The organism is Brevundimonas sp. (assembly GCF_032055285.1).
Lineage (GTDB): Bacteria > Pseudomonadota > Alphaproteobacteria > Caulobacterales > Caulobacteraceae > Brevundimonas.
On record NZ_DAMBRE010000001.1, the window covers coordinates 336,568 to 356,383 of the forward strand.

Consider the following 19,816-nt stretch of genomic DNA (forward strand, 5'->3'; position numbering starts at 1 on the left):
TTTAGGCCCCCATTCGGTTAGCCCGCGCAGCTATATCTGTACATCGCGCCATGAGCGCTTCGAACGGCTCGGCGTCATCGAAGAGCAGCCCATCCTCGACCATGCGGGCATAGTCGTCCTCCAACGCCTTTGCGCCATCGCCGACCGGCACGAGCTGCAAGCCGCCGTTGACGGCCGCTGCATAGTCGATCGGCGTGCGGTCGGCGGCCTTCTCCGCGAAGAACATCGCCTTATGCCGGGCGACAGCGTTGGCCAGTTCGCGATCGGCGAAAGCGGCGTTCGCGAAGCCGGTTTCATCCAGCCGGACAACATCGTGCCAGTGTCTTGCGAAGCGGTCGCCGCGTAGCCGTTCCTGGAGGCAGAAGACATGGATGGCGGTCGCCTTCTCCCAGAACGTCCGCTCCGCGTGCATGACGCGCGGCCGCGCCGTCGGGAATATCAGCCCGTCGATCAGGCCGGCCGCATCGCAGACGACGTCGCGCCCGCTCGCCGGTTCACCCGTCGAGCGGGCGCCGAACTCCAGCATGACGCTGGGCGCGACATAGCCGGACCCGGCTGCGGTCGCCTCATAGTCGATAAAGAGCCTCTCATCCTCGACGCGAATGACCGCAGCCAGACCTTCGGCGGCCAGCGCGTTCGCGATCACGGGCTGCACGGTCTCCGCGACCCATGCTGGCAACCGCCTGCGGACCTCGCTGGACCAGCGCTTTTCCTCGCTTCGGGTTTTCGGCAGACCCTCGCCATTGTCCCCGACCAGATCGGGCGCAATCGCCCGAATGTCGTAGGTCAGATCCACATCCTCCGAAAACCGACGAATGACCTGATAGGCTTTCGACAGCGACGTGCCGCCTTTGAACACCAGATGGTCGCCGAGCGGCGCGGCGTAGAGGGTCGCCAGCGCCCACACCACCCACACATCCTTTTCGAGAAGATGGGTAGGCCGGCCCGAGCGGTCGGCAGCGACGCCCAGCGCATCGCGCCGATCCTCGGCCGAAAGCTGGAGAAAGACGTCAGCCATAGGCCGCCTTGCCAACGCTCTGCGCGAGCCATGTCGGAAGCTGCGGCGCGGCGGCGACCAGTTCGCCGAACACGCCAGGCGGCATCTTCCGCTTCAATGTCGTGAGCGCGGCCTCCGCCTTTTCCGGGCCGAGCCAGGCCAGCGCCCGCACAGCCTCCCCCGCCGGCCGGTTGGCCAGCGCCAATAGCCAGCGCGGTGCGTGCCGCAATTCCACGACCTGCTTGCCGAGGTGCATTTTTCGGCTGCGCCCGGAGGTCAGATAGACCGAGCGGACGGGCACCTGCGTCGTCAAGCCAAGGGCGTTCGCCGCGGCGGCGCCGTTCGAGACGATGATCTCCCCCTTTTGGTTCGCAAGGGCCTCGACAGCCTGCTCGACCGAAGGTGTGCGCGTGCCGAACCGGCTGGCGATGGGACGCAGATAGACGCCGCGACCGGCGCGGATGAGCTGCCCGCGCTCGGACAGACGCGACAATGCCTGATCCACGGCCGCCCGGTTTCCGAGGTGAAGCAGGCTCTTGGCAGACACAGGGGCGCCTTCGGGCAGGCCCGTCGCATGCGACAGAATCTGTTCGGTTAGCCGTGTCATCGTCTTTCTCCTGTTGGAAACATATGCGAGTTTCTGACAGTTTTCAAGGATGCCCATGAGAACAGGCCGGATAAGGGGGAAAGCCTTCCCCTGCGGCCGAGCCGGGGTCTCGGCCGACCCCTTCTGCGGGGAGAGCCCCGCAACGCCCCCCTGGAGAGTGAGAGTGCGGACGGGGTTTCCGTGGCGGGTTGAGGGCTGGAGAAGAGGTCTCCGGCGCCCGTCGCGGAGAACCGCGATGTTCAGGAATGACCGCAACGGGCGTGCCGGCTCCGGCCGGACGAGCCTTTACGACGACATCACCAGCAAAATCATCGACGAGCTGGAGGCAGGCCGCTTCCCTTGGGTCCAGCCCTGGGGCACCGCCACGGCCAAGGCGCCCCTCGCCATGCCGAGGAACGCCGCGACCGGGCGGCATTATTCGGGAATCAATGTGCTGATCCTCTGGGGCGCAGTGATCCAGCACGGCTTTCCCGGCCAGAGCTGGATCACCTTCCGTCAGGCCCTGTCGCTCGGCGGCAATGTCCGCCGGGGCGAACGCGGCACCACCGTCGTCTATGCCGATCGTTTCACCCCAGAGGACGAAAAGCGCCGCGCCCGTGAGGCCGGCGAGGAAGCGGCGGCGATCCCGTTCCTCAAGCGCTTCACCGTGTTCAACGCGGCGCAATGCGACGGCCTGCCAGAGGATGTCGCCATCGTTGCTCCACCGCCTCCGCCCGGTCTCATCGAGCCGCAGGTCGATGCCCTGATCCGGGCCACGGGCATCGAATTCCGCATCGGCGGCGACCGCGCCTTCTATGTGCCGGCACACGACTATGTGCAGGTGCCGCCGCCCCAGGCATATTTCGAGCCGATCAACTGGCATCGCACGGCCCTGCATGAGATGGGGCACGCCACCGGCCATGCCTCCCGGCTCGGCCGCGACTTGACCGGCGGCTTCGGCACCAGGAAATACGCCTTCGAGGAACTGGTGGCCGAGATCAACGCGGCCTTCTGCTGCGCATCCCTCGGCATCGCGCCCACCGTCCGTCATGCCGATTATATCGGCTCCTGGCTGGAGGTGCTGCGCGAAGACAATCGCGCCATCGTCCGCGCCGCCTCCCAGGCGAGCAAGGCGGCCGATTGGCTGCTCGGCTTCCTGCCGGACGCCGATCTCAGCTCCGACGACGCCTCGGCAGATGGTGAACGGCAGGCAGCATGATCGACCTGAAAACCGGAAAGGCGGGAAAGCAGGTCTCCGGCTTCACGCCTTTTCGCTTCCGTGGCGCTGCCCTCCTGAGAGTGAGAGGGCGGCGCTTCGCTTCGTGACGGGTTGGAGGTCGAGAGAGAGGCTCTCGGCGCCCGTCGCGGAGTCAAGATCATGGCAACTGCCGTTCAGAAGATCACCCTGTCGTCGGCGCGCGACATTCCCTTCAACAAGCTGGTGCTGAGTCAGTCCAATGTCCGCCGCGTCAAGGCCGGCGTCTCGATCGAGGAATTGGCCGAGTCCATCACCCGGCACGGCCTCATCCAGAGCCTGCATGTGCGCCCGGTCCTCGATGGCGATGGCCATGAGACCGGCATGTTCGAAGTGCCCGCCGGCGGCCGCCGCTATCGCGCGCTCGAATTGCTGGTGAAGCAGAAGCGCCTGGCCAGAAATGCTCCGGTCCCCTGCGTCATTGGCGACGCCCACAGCGACATCCTGATCGACGAGGTGTCGCTGGTCGAGAACATGGAACGCGCACCGCTCCATCCGCTCGACCAGTTCCGCGCCTTTCAGGCCATGCGCGACAAGGGCATGACCGAGGAGGCCATCGCCGCCGCTTTCTTCGTCAGCGTCACCGTGGTGAAGCAGCGCCTGCGGCTCACGTCCGTCTCGCCGGCCCTGCTCGAGATCTATGCCGATGACGGCATGACGCTCGAACAGCTCGCCGCCCCGCCCAGCCCTATCCCACGAGTGAGTTCGAGATCGCCGCGGCCTGGCTGGTCGACGCCGAGCGCCGCTCCCTCTTCGAGACCAGCGAGCCGGCCTACGAGACCGACTATCGGGCGGCCCTGACCTGGCTTCCGCCGGCGGACCAGACCCGCCGGGTGGAGCGCGTCCTGTTCGACGGCGCAGATCCGGCGAGCCGGGACTGGCGCACCGCCCTGGACGCCTTCGCCCGCGAGACCGCGCAGATCGTCGACCTTCTGGCCGACGCCCTTCCGGAAGTCGCGATGCTCGACGACGTGGAGATCCTGACCTGGCTGCACGACTGCGTGTCTCCGAGGTCGGTCCGGCTCGCGCTGCCCGCGACGCCGATGTTCCTCGACGCCTGGCTGGCGGACGCGCCCCTGCTCGGCGGCGTGTCTCCGACACTGGACGGCCAGACGCTCAAGGTGGTCTCGGTGCGGGGGCTTCCGGCGAGCACGCGGCCGGGACTGCTCGACGCCCTCGGGGCCTTGCCCTTCCCCTATCGCTGGAGCGCGCGCTGGATCGGTCTGGACAAGGCGGACGCCGAGGTGGAGCTCGTCAAGTTGCGCAAGCGCTGGTTCGCCAAGCGCAAGGGGGTCGGGGTTCTCCTGCGCGAGGCCATCACCAAGGAGGAGGTCCCGCTCCTCGATACGGATGCGGCGGCCAAGACCGACGAGTGCGACGGCGCGCTCGAAGCCCTCGGCTCGGACGCCTGCGCCTACGGCCATCCGCTCCAGCCCGGCGGCGCGTTCACCCTCCAGCCCCTGGCGCGCATCGAGGATGACGGCGAACGGGCCTGGGCCTCGGAGTGGCTGGCGGATGCCGTCCGGCTCGCGGGCCTCGAGCCGACGCCGCGCATTCGCGAGGAGATCTGGGCCGCGCTCGGCGCCCTGGCCCAGGCCCCCGTGGCGCAGCGGACGCTGACCGTCTTCACGGCCCTGGTCCAGGACAAGGCCGTGGCCGCGGCTCTCGAGCCCCTGACGCTCAAGGGGCCTCATGGCGCCCTGATCGACGGCGTCGCTCCGGAAGACGAGACGCTCGCCGCCTTCGAATGCTTCGAGCTCGAGAGCCTGATGGCGACCCCGTCGGCGGTCGCGCCTGTACTCGCGGCGCTGTTCCACGAGATCGAGCGCGGCTTCGACGGCCGGCCGACCCTGTTGATCCTCGACGAGGCCTGGCTGTTCCTCGGCGAGACGGCGTTCGCCGCCCGTATCCGCGAGTGGCTGAAGACGCTCCGCAAGAAGGGCGTGGCGGTGGTCTTCGCCACCCAGTCGCTCGACGACGTCGTGCGCTCGTCGATCGCCTCGGCCCTGATCGAAAGCTGTCCGTGTTGTCGGAGAAGATGACCGTGACCTGGCTGAAGCCGTTTCGGCTCAGCGACCGCGTGGTCTGGATGCCAGGAATACCCGCCATCGCGGTTTCGAGCGGATAGGTGACCTGACGTTCCATCTGCTCGGGCGCGAGCGCTGGCGCGATGGTGTTGATCTGAACCTGCCGGTTGGTGATGTCCGGCACGGCGTCGATGGGTAGCTGCGTCAGGTTGTAGAGGCCGAAGGCGGCGACGATCGCCGTCGCCAGGACCACGAACCATCGGAAGCGGACCGAGGCTTCGATAAGTGCTTTGAACATGACGCCCCCTAGTGCCCGTGCTCGGCTTCGCCCTTGGCCATTTCGGCCTTGAGCAGGAAGGCGTTGGCGGACGCCACGCGTTCAGATCCGGTGAGCCCGCGCAGGATCTCGGTGCGGCCCGCGGCCTGGCGGCCTGCGAGCACTTGCACGGCTTGGAAGCCGCCCTCGACCTGCACGAAGACCACGGTGTTTCCATCGACGGTCTGGACCGCCTCGGTGGGCACGGTCATCCCGCCAGTCGCCTCGCCGGTCACGATGGCGCCAGTGACGGCCGAACCGGCTGGCGGCAGAGACGCGCCAGAGGGTCGGGCCCGGATCACGGTCGCGCCGCTTTCGCTGAGACCGGCGTCGGCGGCGACGCCGGTGACGACGGCGTCGAACTCGCCGTTCGGCCCGGTCACGCGCATTGGCGCACCGGCACGCACATTGGCCGCAAGGGCACCCGCAACGCCGTCCTCGGCAAGGTCGCTCGCCTCGGCCTCTCGGAGGGGCGCACAGGCGCCCGGACTCGTCGCGAGGCGGCGCATCACGTGGCGCCCGAGCCGCCGCCCGATGGCGTTGCGACCATTCTGTCGGTGAGGCGGATGGATTGCCGTTGGCCGTATGGCGAACCGGGCGACGCCGCCTTCAGCCTCTGCGGTCGTCCGTCTGAACGCGGCGCCTTCTGCGCCGCCCATGCAGCGATCGCCTATCGGCCCACACCGCTGTCGGTGGAGGGCCTTATCCGGAAGGCTTGCCTGACAAGGTGCGGGCGGCGCTGAAACACGAGCTCGGACTGATCGAGACCCTGGGCTATGCGCCCTACTTCCTGACCGTTCACTCCATCGTCCGCTTCGCCCGCAGCCGGGACATCCTGTGTCAGGGGCGAGGGTCGGCCGCCAACTCGGCGGTCTGCTTCGTGCTGGGCGTCACCTCCATCGATCCGGGGCGCAACGACCTCCTGTTCGAACGCTTCGTCAGTCAGGAGCGCAAGGAGCCGCCGGACATCGACGTCGACTTCGAGCACGAGCGCCGCGAGGAGGTGATCCAGTGGATCTATGACACCTATGGGCGGGACCGGTCCGCCCTGTGCGCCACCGTCATCCGCTACCGCTCGCGCGGCGCCCTGCGCGATGTCGGCAAGGCGCTGGGCCTGACCGAAGACCTGATCAAGACCCTCTCGTCCCAGGTCTGGAGCTATTCGTCGGAGGGGGTCGAGGATCGGCACGCCGAGGAGCTGAACCTCAATCTGGAGGACCGGCGTCTGAGGTTGGCGCTGGACCTGTCACGACAGCTGATCGGGTTTCCGCGCCACCTGTCCCAGCATCCCGGCGGGTTCGTCCTGACCGACGACCGGCTGGACGATCTCGTGCCCATCGAGCCGGCGGCGATGAAGGATCGTCAGGTGATCGAATGGGACAAGGACGACATCGACGCCTTGAAGTTCATGAAGGTCGATGTCCTGGCGCTGGGCATGCTCAGCTGCATGCGGCGCGGTCTCGACCTGTTGCGCGATCACAAGGGCATGGATCTGGACCTGGCCTCCATCCCGGCCGAGGATCCCAAGACCTACGCCATGATCCGCAAGGCCGACACGCTCGGGGTCTTCCAGATCGAAAGCCGCGCGCAGATGGCCATGCTGCCGCGCATCAAGCCGCGCACCTTCTATGACCTGGTGATCGAGGTCGCCATCGTGCGACCGGGCCCCATTCAGGGCGACATGGTCCATCCTTACCTGCGGCGCCGCGAGGGGAAGGAGCCGGTCGTCTTTCCCAAGCCGGAACTGGAGGAGGTTCTGGGCAAGACGCTCGGCGTGCCCCTGTTCCAGGAGCAGGCGATGCGGGTGGCGATCGAATGCGCCGGATTCACCGCGTCGGAAGCCGATCAGCTGCGCCGCGCCATGGCGACCTTCAAATTCACCGGCGGGGTCAGCCACTTCAAGGACAAGCTGGTCGGAGGGATGGTCGAGCGGGGCTATACGGCCGAGTTCGCGGAGAAGACCTTCAGCCAGCTGGAAGGCTTCGGATCCTACGGCTTCCCGGAAAGCCATGCGGCGTCGTTCGCCCTGATCGCCTACGCCTCCTCCTGGCTCAAGTGCTGGCATCCCGATGTCTTCTGCGCCGCCCTGCTCAACGCCCAGCCGATGGGGTTCTACGCGCCGGCCCAGATCGTGCGGGACGCCCGCGAGCACGGGGTCGAGGTGCGGCCGGTCTGCGTCAATGCCAGTCGCTGGGACTGCACCCTGGAGCCCACGGAGCGGGAGGACCGGTTCGCGGTGCGGCTGGGACTGCGCATGGTGCGGGGCCTGGCCAACGGGGACGCGGCCCGGCTGGTGACGAACCGCGGGGATCGGCCCTTCGCCGGCATCGACGATCTGTGGCGACGGGCCATGACGCCCGTCGGGGCCCTGACGCGACTGGCCGAGGCCGACGCCTTTCTGGAGGGGCTCCGCCTGTCCCGCCGCGACGCCCTGTGGTCGATCAAGGCGCTCCGCGACGATCCCCTGCCGCTGTTCGCGGCGGCCTCGGCGGAGGCCGGCGAACTCGTGCCGGAGGTGGATGAGCCTGATGCTGCCCTGCCGGCCATGCCCGCCGGTCAGGAGGTGGTGGAGGACTACACCCATGTGGGCGTGACGCTGCGGGACCACCCGCTGGCCTTCCTGCGCGACGAACTCCAGGTCCGGCATGTGATGACCTGCGCCGACGGGACGGCCATGCGCGACCGCCGCCTGACCCGGGTCGCCGGCCTCGTTCTGGTCCGTCAGAAGCCGGGATCGGCCAAGGGGGTGATGTTCATCACCATCGAGGACGAGACCGGTGTGGCCAATCTAGTGATCTGGCCGAGCCTCTACGAGCAGCAGCGGCGGGTGGTGCTGGGCGCCAGCCTGCTGGTGGTCGACGGCAGGGTGCAGCGCGAAGGCGAGGTGGTGCACATCGTCGCCGAGCGGCTGCACGACGGCTCGGACCTCTTGGCGTCGCTGGGCCGGAGGGGCGAGTTCCGGTTGCCGCATGGGCGGGGCGACGAGGTCTATCGGGGCAGTAAGCCGGACGCCCGGACACCCAAGGCCCGGGACATCTACATTCCGGACCTGTCGCTCGAGGGCATTCGAGTCAGGACGCGGGACTTTCGGTAGGCATGAGATCGCACCACTTTCCCAGCCGCCTACGGCATCCTAAAGCTCCGCATTAAGGACGAGACCAACCCCGGGGCTATTTGATGGACAAGATGGAGTGGGCAGTCGAGAGCCTGGAGTATCTTCGTAAAGCCCGCATCGCGATCGACGATGAGTTTCGCGGCGCCATGCAAGATGCGAAGGGCTACCCAGGGTCCTGGAAGGATCCATGGCATGGCACATCGCGCGATATCATTTCCAATCTCTACCACTACTCCGAGGAGTTTGTGGCGGACGTCCGGATCCCAAATGAGATGTTCGCCTCACCTGAGCGATTTGAGCAGGGGCTCGTAGCGTACCGGGCTTTCGTGCAGGCAATGGTCGACGACCTCGACGAGGAGCAGGCCGCCTACGAACTCAAGCACAAGATCGTCGGCGCACCACACATCGTCGACGTCGCCCGCCGGCAGGTTTTCCACGTTCTCGGAGCCATTGATTACACCTTGGCACGCAAACCCTCGCCACCCGCTGCCACAGTCAGTTCCGAAACCGCGGATCTGGACCTGATCGTCACACTTGCCCGCCGTTTCCACGAGAGTGTCCTTGCTTTGAAGACCCACCCGCACGGTGGAGCGGTTTATGCCATCAAGGACGAGTGGGACTGCCAATACCTGTTCCGCTCGATCCTCGCCGCCTACTTCCCGGATGTGCGTGAAGAGGAATGGAGCCCATCCGTCGCCGGCAGCGCGTCGAGGTGCGAGTTCTTTCTCAAACCGCTGCGGGCGATGGTGGAACTCAAATACGTCCGCAAGTCCGACACGACCAAGATCAAGAAAGAACTCGCCAACGACTTTGTCGATTACGGCGGTAACAGCGAAGTCGACCGGCTCATCTGCCTCGTTTACGATCCCGACAACCACCTGAAAAACCCTGCAGGCTTCCAGTCCGATCTGTCTAAACCACGGACCGGCCTGATTGACGTGAAGGTCATCGTCTCTCCACCGCGATGAGGGGTGATGCCGCAGGCGTCAGTGCATTTCGGACCGATGCATGGGCGGTGGCGGCTCGGTCATATCCAGGCTGTCGATCATGATGTCGATTTCCGCCTGCACAACATCGAGGTCACGCCCTTCGAACATCTGTTCGGCGGCCTCACGCCAAGCCGCTCGGAGCAACTCTCGGGCATCGTCGGGTAACATATCCTCGAGATAGTGGAGGCCGCGCTCCGCGAGCAGGCGCTGGGCGACCACGCCGGCGCGCGTCGCAATATCTCCTGCGGGGGCCGCGTCGCCGGCCGCACCTCGCTTCAGTGACTTTGTGCGCCTTGGCATGACGAAGGATGTCCCGGCTAGGCGTGTCCGCGCACAGCCGCGTCGGCCAGCACGCGCGCGCGGAAAGACTCGAGATCGAATCCGACTGTGTGATCATCGATCGCCAGAAGCGGCTCAACTGCCGCGGCAGCCACTACGTCGGCATGTATGTAGTCAGCGCCTTCGGCGTCCCCCGGAAGCGTCCAGGCTCGCAGACCACGATCATCATGCAACCGCGCGAGCGCCTCCAGCCGAAGCTGAATGGCAAAGGCATTAAGCGCTGCCTCATCCGCTTCGTCACGCTCCTCGAGTAGTCTGAACAGGCGGAAGGCGCGACCTTCGAACGAACCACGTTGATCCGCAGGCAGTTCGCCGATGGCTTCCAACGACGCCGCAAAAAGCTCGGGCGATACCTCGGCGCTCATGGCTCGATCCGTGAAGCTAGACATGCAGTTCCCCTGAACGGCTGTGGTTCACCAGTATGGGCGTAAAAGCCCGCTCGACTATGTCCGCACTCGAGGGCAACGCCAAGGCCACCTTCATTCACCACCGCTTGATGTCTTGCTTCTCCGCGGGATCCAAGAAAAACCGAAGTTCATAAGCGACCCATCTCACAAGGCTGTGATCGATTTCCTTACTCAGAACCAGATCGGAACAGGCCGAAACAGATCGAACAGGTCACCTATTCATTCCGTCCATCAGTTCTCTACGTCCGCCGGTTGCGGTTTATTTCCGTCGATGCTTGCTTGGTTGCAGTTCTGGTTCAGACGGAAAGGAGCGCCACATGGCCGGTCTACATCTTCACGGAACTGAGGAAATGCTGCTGACCCGCAAGGAAGCGTCCACCGAGCTTCTACGTATGGGCATCCGCCGGTCACCGTCGACACTGGCGAAGGTGTTCTGCACCCGGTCTGACGGACCGCCCTGCACCCACCTCGGGCGGACCCCCTACTACCCCAAGAGCCTGCTGCACGAGTGGGCGCGCAGCCAGCTCTCGGGCCTCCGGTCTTCGTCGAGCCAGCCTCGCCAGGCCGGACATTGGGGCGAGGCCGCTCACGAGGGCGCCTAGCTCCCCAGTCCATCGCGACAACTTCGGCCGCCCGGCGACCCGCCGGGCGGCCGTCTTTCAATGGGCCGTCTGTCCGTCTTCAACCGACCAGCCCGCGAGAGAGGCGGCGACGCTCTCGCTGATCCTGTCGGCGGCGGCACGGACCGGGTCGTCCGCCAGGTGGGCGTATCGACTTGTGGTGCTGACGTGACTGTGGCCGAGCAGCTTGCCGATGAGCTGAAGCCCTTCGCCGCCGGCCAGCCCGGCGCTCGCGAAGCTGTGCCGAAGGTCATGGATCCGCAGGTCTTCCATCCCGGCGCGTTTGCGGATGCCGACCCAGGCCCAGTCGAGATTGGCGATCGGACGCTTGGGATCCTTCCGATCCGGGAACACGTAGATGCTCCCGTTCGAGAGCAGGCCCTCGATCAGCTTCAGCGCCGCGCTCCCGAGACGGATCACCTTCGCCCCGGTCTTGGAATCCTCCAGCCGGAGCATCCCCATGGTGCGGTCGATCTCCGACCACTTGAGCCTGGCGATCTCGTTCTTGCGGGCGCCGGTCAGCGCCAGCAGGCGGATGATGTTGATGTGGCGCGGATCGCCCCCATGCTTCTCGAGCTCCGCCAGGACATCGCCGAGCCGGGCCAGTTCGGCCGGGGAAAGGAAGCGGTCCCGACGGTTGTCCTTGTAGCGTTTCACCCCTCGCGTGGGGTTGGTCTTCACGAACTCCCGCTCAACGGCGAACGTGAAGATACCGCCCAGCAGTCCGACCGTGCGCGAGGCCGCATGAATACCGCCGCGAGTGTGCGGCGTCGCCTCTCCACGAATGCGTCCCGACCCGACATCGACCATCAGCCGCTCGATGTCCGCTCGGCCGATATCGGTGACCTTCATCTTGCCCAGGCGGGGTTTGATGTGGCGGGCGATGCGGATGCGATCGATCCGAAGGGTCGTCGCTTTCTTCATCGTCACGCCCTCCTTCATGTAGAGGTCGCAGAGCTCCGACATGGTCAGTTCTTCGCGTCGTTCGACTTTGGTCCCCTGAGGGTCACCACCTGACGCGACTTCGGCCAGTACAGCGGCCGCTCGTTCGCGGGCTTCCTCGGCGGTCACGACGCCATGGCGAGCGATGTGAAGGAGGCGGTCAGCGCCGCCGATCGTCCTGTATCGAACGACGTAGGTTTTGGTATCGCTGACGGCGACGCGCACCCCGAAACCCTTGAGCTGCGTGTCCCAGAGGGTGAAGCGCACCCCTTCAGACGTCAGGGCGTCGACCAGGCGTTTGGTGATCTTTCCGGACCTCGGGTTCTGAACCATTCGATCTCTCCTCGGGCCCACGAGGGGTCCCGTTTCTGGTCCCGGTTTTGGTCACCACATGGTCACCAGCCGGGAGGATTTCGGAGGATAATCGAGAAATCAGCGGTAAAAGAACGAACCCTGAACCTGCCCACCACAAGGGTGTTTGAGCCATTTCGAGCAACTGAAAAGAACCCTAAGGTTCGAGCTCTATGTCCCAGTAGAGGTAGTCCAGCCAGCTCTGGTGCAGGTAGTGGGGCGGGAAGCGACGCCCGGCTTCCTGCAGCTCCCAGGAATTGGGCTGATGGGCGGTGCGGCGTAGCAGGGGCATGCCCGCCTGCTGAGGCGTTCGCCCTCCCTTGCGCAGATTGCACGGGCCGCAGGCTGCGACGATGTTCTGCCAGGTGGTGCGGCCGCCGCGCGAGCGGGGGATGACGTGGTCGAAGGTCAGGTCCTGGGCCAGTCCCTGTTCGCCGCAGTACTGGCAGGCGAAGCCGTCACGCAGGAAGACGTTGAAGCGGGTGAAGGCGGGCTTGCGGTCCTGATCGACATAGGACTTCAGCGAGATGACGCTGGGCAGCTGCATCTCCATCGACGGGCTGCGCACCACCTTGTCATAGGTGGCGACCACATCGACGCGCTCCTGCCAGACGGCCTTGACCACTTCTTCCCAGGGCCAGATCGACAGGGGGTAGTAGGACAAAGGACGGAAGTCGGCGTTCAGCACCAGGGCGGGAAAGCCGGACGGGGGACGGGTCAGGACCTGCATCAGGCCCTCCCGCTCATACGGGGGGATCTTGAGGCGACAGGAGTGAGGACACGTCTCCTTCCCTAGTCTTGCAGGTAGAAGCCTACGCCCGATTCTCCCTCATCGCCATGACCGACATGCAGCGTTTTCGTGACGCCGCCTCAGAAGACCTCGACCAGTTCGAACCGCTCGCAGACCACCTTCATGCCCGGCGCCCAGGTCCCTTCGCGGCGGTAATAGGCCTCATGGGCGTCGCGCCACCATTCATAGGTCAGGTCGCCCTCCCCCTCGGCGCGAGCGAAGTCCTCGCTCACCTCCTCGAAGGGCATGATCTCGACCTCGGTGGTGCGGATGGCGCAGCGCGGAGCGCCCGCCCCGTCGAGGATGACGCTGACCTCGCCCACCGTCGGCATGATGTCCGCCTCGCACGCCGCCAGCGAGGAACAGGTGGCCGTCTTGCCGCCCGCAATGACGAGGGCCAGCAGTTCGTCGGCCAGTTCAGGGCTGTCGCCGAACGGCCAGCGCGGCGCGTCGCGATAGGCGGCGGGAACATCGGTCATGGCTCAGTCCTCAATTTCGGGTAGGGGCGCTGGGGAAGGCCGGCAGGCTCCACCCCCACTTCAGGGCGCCGGCGCGCAGGCCAAAGCCCGCCACAACCGCCACGCCCACCGCCGGCCAGGTCGGCACGGTCAGCGCCTTCAAGGTCACGAACAGGCCGGCCGACAAGAGGGCCGCCGTGATGTTCAGCTCGCGCCGCAGCAGGATCGACGGCTGCCCCGCCAGGACGTCGCGCACCACCCCGCCGAAGCAGGCGGTCAGAACCCCCATGACCACGCAGATCAGGGGCGCCACGCCGTAAGACGCCGCCTTGGCCGCCCCCATGACGCCATAGGCCGCCAGACCGACCGCATCCAGCCACAGCAGGGCCCGGAAACGCCAGGTCCTGGCCCCCAGCATCCAGAAGGCCGTCGCCGCCGCCACGCAGACGGCGATATAGCGCCAATCCTGCACCCAGAAGACCGGCGCCCCGATCAGCAGATCGCGCAGCGTCCCGCCCCCGACCCCGGTGATGGCCCCGAAGAAGGCGAAGGTCACCAGGTCATGCTTCTCGCGCGCGGCGGCCAGGGCGCCCGTCGCGGCGAAAACGGCCACGCCAGCGAAGTCCAGCAAGGGCAGGACGGTCTCGGGACGGGTCAGGTCGGCGTCAATCAGCGGGGTCAAGTCGGCGGGTCCTCCAGCGCGATATCGCCACGCTTGACCCCTCCATACCACCCCCAGAGCAGATGCGCCGCCACCCCGCGATGCGGCCGCCAGATTTCGGCCCGGGCATAGGCCTGCTTCTCATTCGGTCGCACCTCGCCCGCGTCGGCCCAACGCATCGCCTCCTGCAGGGCCACGTCGCCGCCGGGAAAAACGTCGAGGCGTCCCTCGCAGAACATCAGGAAGGTCTCGGCCGTCCACTTGCCCACGCCCTTGATGGCTGTCAGGGCCACGATGGCCTCGGCGTCGTCCAGCCGCTCCAGGTGGTCGAAGTCGATGCGGCCCTCGGTGTGGGCGCGGGCGATCTCGTGACCGTATTTCGCCTTCTGCCCCGACAGGCCGAAGGTGCGCAGCGTCTCGACATCCAGCGCCAGCACGGCGTCCGGCGACACGACGCCCCCCAGCCCCTCGACCGTCCGCTTCCAGATCGAGGCGGCGGCGGCGACCGAGACCTGCTGCTCCACGATCATGCGGAACAGGCCCTCATATCCTCCAGGCCTCAGCCGCCACTCGAACACGGGGGTCGAGGCGTGCGCCCGCGCCAGGGCCGGATCGGCGGCGGCCAGGGCCTCGCGCGCGATGGCGATGGACAGGGCGGAAGGAGCTGTGGCCATGATGGTCCGTATCGACAGGGAAACGGCGCCGCTCTAGCTTGGCGACCGATGCATAGTCTGGACGAACTTCTTCACCCGATCACCCCTGATCGCTTCTTCGCCGAGTTTCACGGCCGAAAACCGCTGCATATTCCGGCCGGGGACGGCGCTGGCAAGCGAGCGCTGCTGGACTGGGACGGCTTCAACGCCCTGCTGAACCAGTCGTCGATCTGGTCCGCCAATAGCCTGAAACTGGTGCGCGACACGGTCGCCGTCACGCCCGACCAATATTGCCGCCACGTCCAGACCCAGTCTGGCGCTGTGCTACGCCCTGATCCGGCCAAGGTCGCGGTCTTTCTGGCCACCGGCGCCAGCCTCATCGCCGGGGACGCGCAGGAACTGACCCCGCGCCTGGCGGACGTCTCGGCCATGCTGGGCCGGGCCTTCGCCGCCGCCATCGGAGCCAACCTCTATTGCTCGTTCAAGGGTGTGCAGGCCTTTGGAACCCATTACGACCTGCACGATGTCTTCGCCCTTCAGGTCGAGGGCGAAAAGGTCTGGCGCCTGTATGAGAACCGCGCCGAAAACCCCGTCGACTTCCCCCCCGACACGCCCGAGACCCGCCGCTGGCTGGAGCAGAGCCGGGGCCGACTGATGACCGAGGTGCGAATGCGTCCCGGCGACGTCCTCTACCTGCCGCGCGGCTGGTACCACGACGCCCTGGCCCAGGACGGGGCTTCGCTGCACGTGACCTTCTCGGTCACGCCGCTCTATGGACGGATCATCTTCTCCCTGCTGGAACAGGCGGCGATGCAGGACCCGGCCTTCCGCGCCTACATGCCGCCCGCAGCCATGGGCGGCGGACGCCCGCTGCAGGCCCATCTCGCCGACCTCGGCCAACGCCTGGCCCGTCTGGCCGCCCTGCCCGCCTTCCGCGACGAAGTGGCGATGACGCAGGAAAAGCTGGTCCCGCGTCCGGCCCGGTTCGCCTTGCCGCAACAACTGACGCTCACCGCCTATCGACCGACGGGGCTGCTCGGCCCCGCCTTCGCCGGTCCCGCGGCCCACGCCATGCACTGGGCCCTGTCCCAACCCGACTTCGCCATCGAGGAGTTGATCGCCCAGTTCGACTTCGTGGCCGAGGCCGATATCCGCGCCGCCGTCGATCAGGCCGAAAAGGCGGGCGCGCTCAAGCGCTTCTGATCGGCCGATGTTCGCCACCCGCTTCGCGCCGTCGCCGACCGGACGCCTGCACCGGGGCCACGCCTTTTCGGCCCTGACCGCCTGGAGCGCCGCCCGCGAGGCGGGTGGCCGCTTCGTGCTGCGCATCGAGGACATCGACCCGACGCGGTGCAAACCCGAGTACGACGCCGCCATCTCCGAGGACCTGGCCTGGCTCGGGCTGGACTGGGAGACGCCGGTGCGGCGCCAGTCCGAGCATCTGGCCGACTACGACGCCGTGATCGACGCCCTGAAGGCACGCGGCCTGCTCTACCGCTGCTTCCGCACACGGAAAGAGATTCTCGACGCCATCGGCGACGCTCCGCACGGCCCCGCCGAGGCCGTGCGCCCCGGCCCCCATGCGCCCGAGGATGAAGCCCGCCTGCTGGCCGAGGGCCGCGCCTACGCCTGGCGGCTGTCGCTGGATCGCGCGCGTGAGGCCTTGGGCGAGGCGGCGTGGACTGCGCTGTCCTTCATCGAGGAAGGCGAAGGTCCGGATGGCGAAACGGGTCTGGTCCGCGCCCGCCCTGAAACAGCCGGCGACGTGGTGCTGGCGCGCAAGGACGCCGGGACCGCCTATCATCTGGCCGTCACCCACGACGACGCCCTGCAGGGGATCACCCATGTCGTGCGCGGTCTGGACCTGTTCGAGGCCACCCACATCCAGCGACTGATCCAGACCCTGATGGGCTGGCCCGCGCCCGTCTATCGCCACCACCGCCTGCTGACCGGCCCCGACGGCCGCCGCTACGCCAAGCGCGACCAGTCGGTGACCCTGGCCGAGCTTCGCGCCGGCGGCCTGATGCCCGAGGCCCTGCGGGCGGAACTGGGGTTCTGACCTCCCCCCGCTCACGAGGGAGGCTCTACGTCGATGCTCTACTTCTGCGCTAACGCGCGGCTCCGCGAGCCGCGCGTTAGCGCCCTTCTCTACCGGGCAAAAAGAAAGGCGCGGAACCGGCTGGTCCCGCGCCTTTCAATCTCAGAACCCTGATCGGGTTCGTCGGCCTTAAAGAACCTTGAGGTCCACGGCCGAGGTCTTGCCGCGCTGGTTTTCCAGCTCGTATTCGACCTTGGCGTTTTCATCGAGGCCTTGCAGGCCAGCCTTCTGAACCGCGGTGATGTGGACGAAAACGTCCGAACCGCCGTTGTCGGGCTGGATGAAGCCGTAGCCCTTGGTGGGGTTGAACCACTTGACCGTGCCGGTCGCCATATCTGCGTCTCCGTAAACGCGCTTTGCCAGGCGGGCGTCCACGCGGGAGCACCCGTCAGCCCATCTGGACAAGCTCGTTCAGGCGAAGGAGCGAGACGCGGGTTTGGACCCCACGTGAAATCCGGACTGCAGCGATGTTGTCACCCGACTATCCACAGTCCGTCAACTGTAAAGCGAATCCCGCCGCACGGCGTTTCGGTTAACGCCGTCCTCGTCCGCCCTCGCCTTACAAGGCGCGCAAAAGCCCCATGGCCAGGGCCTGGCAGGCCGGACCGCCGCGTCCGCCGTCGTTCGACAGGCCGAACAGGGCGCGACCGCCCGCCGGGTCGACGATGGCGATGGCGTGCCACAAGGTGTTCGAGCCCTCGTGCGCGATGACCGGCCCCTTGGCCCAGGGTTGGGGCGGCAGGACGATCCAGCCATAGGCGTACCCCTGCCCCTCGGGGGGCGCGATCAGCCGCTGTATCGTCTCGGGCTTCAGCCAGCCCCCGCCCTCGGTCAGGAAGACCTGCAGGAATCGGCCATAGTCGGCCGCCGTCATATGCGCCGTTCCCGCCGGCCCCAGGGCCAGAGGATTGTCGGAACCGTCGTCGTTCGGGTCCATGGCGATCGCCGTCTCGCCCATGCGGCGATGACCCCAGGCGTTCTCACCTTTCGGCGCCCCGAAGCCCGCCGAGCTCAGGCCCAGGGGCGTGAACAGTTCGGCCTGCATCGCCTCTTCCCACGATCCGCCGGTGACGGCCTCGATGGCGGCGCCGAGCAGGACATAGTTGGCGTTGCCGTATTCAAACGTCCCGCGCGTCCCCGACGGCGGCGCCGACAGGGCCTTCTCAACGATGGCCCGGCGCTGTTCCGACAGAGACTTCGGATCGGCTCGCGCCGTCATCAGCCAGGCCATGCCCATAACCGCCTCGTCCTTCAGACCCGCCGTATGGGTCATGAAGGCGTCCAGCGTCGCCCCGTCCCAACCGGCATCCACCGTCATGCCGGGGAAGGCCTCGCTCAACGGCATGGCCCAGCGCGCCCGCCCCTGCTCGACCAGACGCGCGAACACCGCCGCCGTCATCGCCTTGGTGTTCGAGCCCAGGTGCCAGCGGTCGCCCGCCAGGGCCGAGGCCTCCTGCCCGGTCCGGCGAACGCCGCGCACGCCCGACCATTCCAGTCCCTGGGGCGTCACCACCCCGCCCGCCAGGGCGACCGGCTTCACCCCGTCAAAGGCGGCGCCCAGGGCCGCATCGAACGCGGTCACAGGCTCGCCCGTGGCGACCGAGGGCAACACGGAGGCGGCGGCGCCGGCGGCCATGGCATGACGTCGATTGATCATTTCGGGCTCCTTTGCGTTCCACCCACAACAGCCAGGCTGGCGGCGCCAGTGAATTCGCCGCAAGCTTCGCCCCTCGCGACAACAGGACGCTGCGCCCATGGCCAAGAACGACTACGAGGACACCCTGGAAGCCCTGCAGATCCAGCTGGTCGAGACCCAGGCCTGGGCCATCGAACAGGGTCTCAAGGTCGTGATCGTCCTCGAGGGCCGCGACGCCGCCGGCAAGGACGGGGCCATCAAGCGCATGACCGAGTTCATGGCCCCTCGCCAGACCCGCGTCGTCGCCCTGCCCAAGCCCAGCGACCGCGAACTGACCCAGTGGTATTTCCAGCGCTACGCCAGCCACCTGCCGGCGGCCGGTGAAATCGTCTTCTTCAACCGCTCCTGGTACAACCGGGCGGGGGTCGAGGCGGTCATGGGCTTCTGCACCCCGACCCAGCACGAGCGCTTCTTGCACGACGCCCCGCATTTCGAGCGGATGCTGACCCAGTCGGGCACGATCCTGATCAAGCTGTGGCTGGACATCAGCCAGGACGAACAATCCCGTCGGCTGGAAGAACGCGTCACCCACCCGCTGAAACGCTTCAAGGTCTCGCCCCTGGACGCCGAGGCCCAGAAACGCTGGGCCGACTATTCCGCCGCCCGCGACCAGATGCTGGAACGCACCCACACCGACTATGCGCCCTGGACCGTCGTCGCCACCGACAACAAGAAGAAGGCCCGGCTGAACATCATCCGCCACGTCCTGCGCCAGTTGAACTGCCCCACGCTGGAAGCGAAAAAGCCCGATTCCGACATCGTCTTCGCCGCCGACAAGGCCAAGGGTCGACTGGCGAAGTGACGCCTCAGTCGTCGCCGAACAGGCGGCGGTTCTTGTCGACGAAGGCCCGCAGCGCGTCCGCCAGTGGACCGTGCCGTCCCTTCAGATAGGCCCAGCCCGCGCTGGCCCCGATCAGGGCGCCGATGGCGTCCACGATCAGGTCCCACATGGTGTCGACCAGACCGGACTTCTGGGTGTTGAGGCCGAACAGCTGATCCAGAGTGAACTCCCAGATCTCCCACAGGGCCCCAATCATGACGGCGAAGCAGAAGGCGAAGAAGGCCATGGTGATCGGCGCCGCCTTCAGCCGCTCGCCCTTGACCAGCATCAGCATCAACAGCGACCCGACCAGCCCAAAGGCGATGGCCGACCCGCCGTGCAGCACCACGTCCCACCACCAGTAGCGCTCATAGAAATCCCCGACCTCGCCCAGCAGCAGGGTGGCGCACAGGAAGGCGGCGATGGCGCTGACAAAGGCCGTCGGCAGCCTCACCCCTATCTTCTCGCCCAGCCAGATCGGAACCAGCGACAGCAGCAGGGTCCCGACACCGACGAAGGTCACGCTGAACTCGTCGGTGATGAAGCCGACAACAGCCGCTCCGATCAGGATGATCCAGGTCAGATACAGGATGATAGGCGGACGAGCCGCGGATCGGATCGCGGTCATGGAATGCACCTCCAGGTCGTCGACAACCTTCGCTGATATAGCCTTTACGGCATAGAAAAGCGCTTCCG

The 19,816-nt window shown here is 66.7% G+C and carries 20 protein-coding genes and 3 pseudogenes; 9 read left to right on the forward strand and 14 right to left on the reverse strand.

Annotation, left to right across the window (positions count from 1 at the left end):
* Window position 1: 1 nt before the first annotated feature.
* Entirely contained in the window at window positions 2–1,018 is a 1,017-nt protein-coding gene (locus RTY13_RS01680; RefSeq protein ID WP_058096497.1) for a nucleotidyl transferase AbiEii/AbiGii toxin family protein, read from the reverse strand.
* The gene (locus tag RTY13_RS01685) at window positions 1,011–1,604 is read right to left on the reverse strand and encodes a DUF6088 family protein (protein ID WP_058096496.1); all 594 of its coding nucleotides are present in this window, start codon (window positions 1,602–1,604) and stop codon (window positions 1,011–1,013) included. The genes RTY13_RS01680 and RTY13_RS01685 overlap by 8 nt, the downstream gene beginning before the upstream one ends.
* Window positions 1,605–1,839: 235 nt before the next feature.
* Here RTY13_RS01685 and RTY13_RS01690 point away from each other — a divergent pair, with 235 nt between their 5' ends.
* The 3 genes from RTY13_RS01690 (at window position 1,840) to RTY13_RS01700 (ending at window position 4,880) form a co-directional block, all read left to right on the forward strand.
* The gene (locus tag RTY13_RS01690; RefSeq protein ID WP_058096495.1) at window positions 1,840–2,802 is read left to right on the forward strand and encodes an ArdC family protein; all 963 of its coding nucleotides are present in this window, start codon (window positions 1,840–1,842) and stop codon (window positions 2,800–2,802) included.
* 159 nt (window positions 2,803–2,961) lie between these two features.
* Complete coding sequence (locus tag RTY13_RS01695; RefSeq protein WP_312780662.1) at window positions 2,962–3,639, forward strand: ParB/Srx family N-terminal domain-containing protein; 678 nt, start codon at window positions 2,962–2,964, stop codon at window positions 3,637–3,639.
* A gap of 32 nt (window positions 3,640–3,671) precedes the next feature.
* Complete coding sequence (locus tag RTY13_RS01700) at window positions 3,672–4,880, forward strand: hypothetical protein (RefSeq protein WP_312780664.1); 1,209 nt, start codon at window positions 3,672–3,674, stop codon at window positions 4,878–4,880.
* Here the strand turns inward: RTY13_RS01700 and RTY13_RS01705 are convergent.
* Window positions 4,852–5,163: pseudogene (locus tag RTY13_RS01705) on the reverse strand (efflux RND transporter permease subunit); the annotation flags it as partial. The gene RTY13_RS01700 and the pseudogene RTY13_RS01705 overlap by 29 nt on opposite strands.
* Window positions 5,164–5,171: 8 nt before the next feature.
* Window positions 5,172–5,603: pseudogene (locus RTY13_RS01710) on the reverse strand (efflux RND transporter periplasmic adaptor subunit); the annotation flags it as partial.
* Here RTY13_RS01710 and RTY13_RS17685 point away from each other — a divergent pair.
* From RTY13_RS17685 to RTY13_RS01720, 3 genes and pseudogenes are all read left to right on the forward strand, one after another.
* On the forward strand, window positions 5,589–5,924 hold the full coding sequence (locus RTY13_RS17685) for a GcrA family cell cycle regulator (RefSeq protein ID WP_409450278.1): 336 nt from the start codon (window positions 5,589–5,591) through the stop codon (window positions 5,922–5,924). The pseudogene RTY13_RS01710 and the gene RTY13_RS17685 overlap by 15 nt on opposite strands.
* Window positions 5,885–8,275 (forward strand): annotated as a pseudogene (locus RTY13_RS01715) (error-prone DNA polymerase); the annotation flags it as partial. The gene RTY13_RS17685 and the pseudogene RTY13_RS01715, both read left to right, overlap by 40 nt.
* A gap of 83 nt (window positions 8,276–8,358) precedes the next feature.
* Window positions 8,359–9,264 carry a hypothetical protein gene (locus RTY13_RS01720; RefSeq protein ID WP_052005029.1) on the forward strand — a complete coding sequence of 302 codons (906 nt, stop codon included), beginning with the start codon at window positions 8,359–8,361 and terminating at the stop codon, window positions 9,262–9,264.
* 18 nt (window positions 9,265–9,282) lie between these two features.
* On the opposite strand, the gene RTY13_RS01725 is transcribed toward RTY13_RS01720, so the two are convergent.
* From RTY13_RS01725 to RTY13_RS01755, 7 genes are all read right to left on the reverse strand, one after another.
* Window positions 9,283–9,504 (reverse strand): hypothetical protein, encoded by a 222-nt coding sequence (locus RTY13_RS01725; RefSeq protein WP_035308709.1) that lies wholly within the window; start codon window positions 9,502–9,504, stop codon window positions 9,283–9,285.
* Window positions 9,505–9,602: 98 nt separating this feature from the next.
* Window positions 9,603–9,989 carry a hypothetical protein gene (locus RTY13_RS01730; RefSeq protein ID WP_054764216.1) on the reverse strand — a complete coding sequence of 129 codons (387 nt, stop codon included), beginning with the start codon at window positions 9,987–9,989 and terminating at the stop codon, window positions 9,603–9,605.
* A 701-nt stretch (window positions 9,990–10,690) separates the two neighbouring features.
* Window positions 10,691–11,926 carry a tyrosine-type recombinase/integrase gene (locus RTY13_RS01735; protein ID WP_035308713.1) on the reverse strand — a complete coding sequence of 412 codons (1,236 nt, stop codon included), beginning with the start codon at window positions 11,924–11,926 and terminating at the stop codon, window positions 10,691–10,693.
* 175 nt (window positions 11,927–12,101) lie between these two features.
* The gene (locus RTY13_RS01740; RefSeq protein WP_207827356.1) at window positions 12,102–12,677 is read right to left on the reverse strand and encodes an HNH endonuclease; all 576 of its coding nucleotides are present in this window, start codon (window positions 12,675–12,677) and stop codon (window positions 12,102–12,104) included.
* A gap of 137 nt (window positions 12,678–12,814) precedes the next feature.
* Window positions 12,815–13,213 carry an ASCH domain-containing protein gene (locus tag RTY13_RS01745; RefSeq protein ID WP_312780668.1) on the reverse strand — a complete coding sequence of 133 codons (399 nt, stop codon included), beginning with the start codon at window positions 13,211–13,213 and terminating at the stop codon, window positions 12,815–12,817.
* 10 nt (window positions 13,214–13,223) lie between these two features.
* On the reverse strand, window positions 13,224–13,874 hold the full coding sequence (locus tag RTY13_RS01750) for a trimeric intracellular cation channel family protein (protein ID WP_312780670.1): 651 nt from the start codon (window positions 13,872–13,874) through the stop codon (window positions 13,224–13,226).
* The gene (locus RTY13_RS01755) at window positions 13,871–14,527 is read right to left on the reverse strand and encodes a DNA-3-methyladenine glycosylase (protein ID WP_312780672.1); all 657 of its coding nucleotides are present in this window, start codon (window positions 14,525–14,527) and stop codon (window positions 13,871–13,873) included. The genes RTY13_RS01750 and RTY13_RS01755 overlap by 4 nt, the downstream gene beginning before the upstream one ends.
* Window positions 14,528–14,575: 48 nt before the next feature.
* Here RTY13_RS01755 and RTY13_RS01760 point away from each other — a divergent pair, with 48 nt between their 5' ends.
* Window positions 14,576–15,709, forward strand: a complete 1,134-nt coding sequence (locus tag RTY13_RS01760) for a JmjC domain-containing protein (RefSeq protein ID WP_312780673.1) — start codon at window positions 14,576–14,578, stop codon at window positions 15,707–15,709.
* A 7-nt stretch (window positions 15,710–15,716) separates the two neighbouring features.
* A complete protein-coding gene (gluQRS, locus tag RTY13_RS01765; RefSeq protein WP_312780674.1) occupies window positions 15,717–16,565 on the forward strand; it encodes a tRNA glutamyl-Q(34) synthetase GluQRS in 849 nt (282 codons plus the stop codon).
* Between the two features lie 168 nt (window positions 16,566–16,733).
* Here gluQRS and RTY13_RS01770 read toward each other — a convergent pair whose 3' ends face one another.
* Both RTY13_RS01770 and RTY13_RS01775 read right to left on the reverse strand, forming a co-directional pair.
* On the reverse strand, window positions 16,734–16,937 hold the full coding sequence (locus RTY13_RS01770; protein WP_292083547.1) for a cold-shock protein: 204 nt from the start codon (window positions 16,935–16,937) through the stop codon (window positions 16,734–16,736).
* Window positions 16,938–17,163: 226 nt separating this feature from the next.
* Window positions 17,164–18,261: a serine hydrolase domain-containing protein gene (locus tag RTY13_RS01775; RefSeq protein ID WP_312780675.1), complete on the reverse strand. Its 1,098-nt coding sequence runs from the start codon at window positions 18,259–18,261 to the stop codon at window positions 17,164–17,166.
* 97 nt (window positions 18,262–18,358) lie between these two features.
* On the opposite strand from RTY13_RS01775, the gene ppk2 reads away from it, so the two are divergent.
* Window positions 18,359–19,102, forward strand: a complete 744-nt coding sequence (gene ppk2, locus RTY13_RS01780) for a polyphosphate kinase 2 (RefSeq protein ID WP_312780676.1) — start codon at window positions 18,359–18,361, stop codon at window positions 19,100–19,102.
* 4 nt (window positions 19,103–19,106) lie between these two features.
* Here the strand turns inward: ppk2 and RTY13_RS01785 are convergent, their stop codons facing one another.
* Entirely contained in the window at window positions 19,107–19,748 is a 642-nt protein-coding gene (locus tag RTY13_RS01785; protein WP_312780677.1) for a hypothetical protein, read from the reverse strand.
* Window positions 19,749–19,816 lie beyond the last annotated feature (68 nt).

What these genes read in the sequence shown, in the direction of transcription:
- RTY13_RS01775 (WP_312780675.1), bottom strand. Translation starts at nt 18,261, where the DNA reads ATGATCAATCGACGTCATGCCATGGCCGCCGGCGCCGCCGCCTCCGTG.
- RTY13_RS01735 (WP_035308713.1), bottom strand. Translation starts at nt 11,926, where the DNA reads ATGGTTCAGAACCCGAGGTCCGGAAAGATCACCAAACGCCTGGTCGAC.
- RTY13_RS01785 (WP_312780677.1), bottom strand. Translation starts at nt 19,748, where the DNA reads ATGACCGCGATCCGATCCGCGGCTCGTCCGCCTATCATCCTGTATCTG.
- RTY13_RS01730 (WP_054764216.1), bottom strand. Translation starts at nt 9,989, where the DNA reads ATGAGCGCCGAGGTATCGCCCGAGCTTTTTGCGGCGTCGTTGGAAGCC.
- RTY13_RS01685 (WP_058096496.1), bottom strand. Translation starts at nt 1,604, where the DNA reads ATGACACGGCTAACCGAACAGATTCTGTCGCATGCGACGGGCCTGCCC.
- RTY13_RS01695 (WP_312780662.1), top strand. Translation starts at nt 2,962, where the DNA reads ATGGCAACTGCCGTTCAGAAGATCACCCTGTCGTCGGCGCGCGACATT.
- RTY13_RS01760 (WP_312780673.1), top strand. Translation starts at nt 14,576, where the DNA reads ATGCATAGTCTGGACGAACTTCTTCACCCGATCACCCCTGATCGCTTC.
- RTY13_RS01770 (WP_292083547.1), bottom strand. Translation starts at nt 16,937, where the DNA reads ATGGCGACCGGCACGGTCAAGTGGTTCAACCCCACCAAGGGCTACGGC.
- RTY13_RS01745 (WP_312780668.1), bottom strand. Translation starts at nt 13,213, where the DNA reads ATGACCGATGTTCCCGCCGCCTATCGCGACGCGCCGCGCTGGCCGTTC.
- gluQRS (WP_312780674.1), top strand. Translation starts at nt 15,717, where the DNA reads ATGTTCGCCACCCGCTTCGCGCCGTCGCCGACCGGACGCCTGCACCGG.
- ppk2 (WP_312780676.1), top strand. Translation starts at nt 18,359, where the DNA reads ATGGCCAAGAACGACTACGAGGACACCCTGGAAGCCCTGCAGATCCAG.
- RTY13_RS01720 (WP_052005029.1), top strand. Translation starts at nt 8,359, where the DNA reads ATGGACAAGATGGAGTGGGCAGTCGAGAGCCTGGAGTATCTTCGTAAA.
- RTY13_RS01755 (WP_312780672.1), bottom strand. Translation starts at nt 14,527, where the DNA reads ATGGCCACAGCTCCTTCCGCCCTGTCCATCGCCATCGCGCGCGAGGCC.
- RTY13_RS01690 (WP_058096495.1), top strand. Translation starts at nt 1,840, where the DNA reads ATGTTCAGGAATGACCGCAACGGGCGTGCCGGCTCCGGCCGGACGAGC.
- RTY13_RS01680 (WP_058096497.1), bottom strand. Translation starts at nt 1,018, where the DNA reads ATGGCTGACGTCTTTCTCCAGCTTTCGGCCGAGGATCGGCGCGATGCG.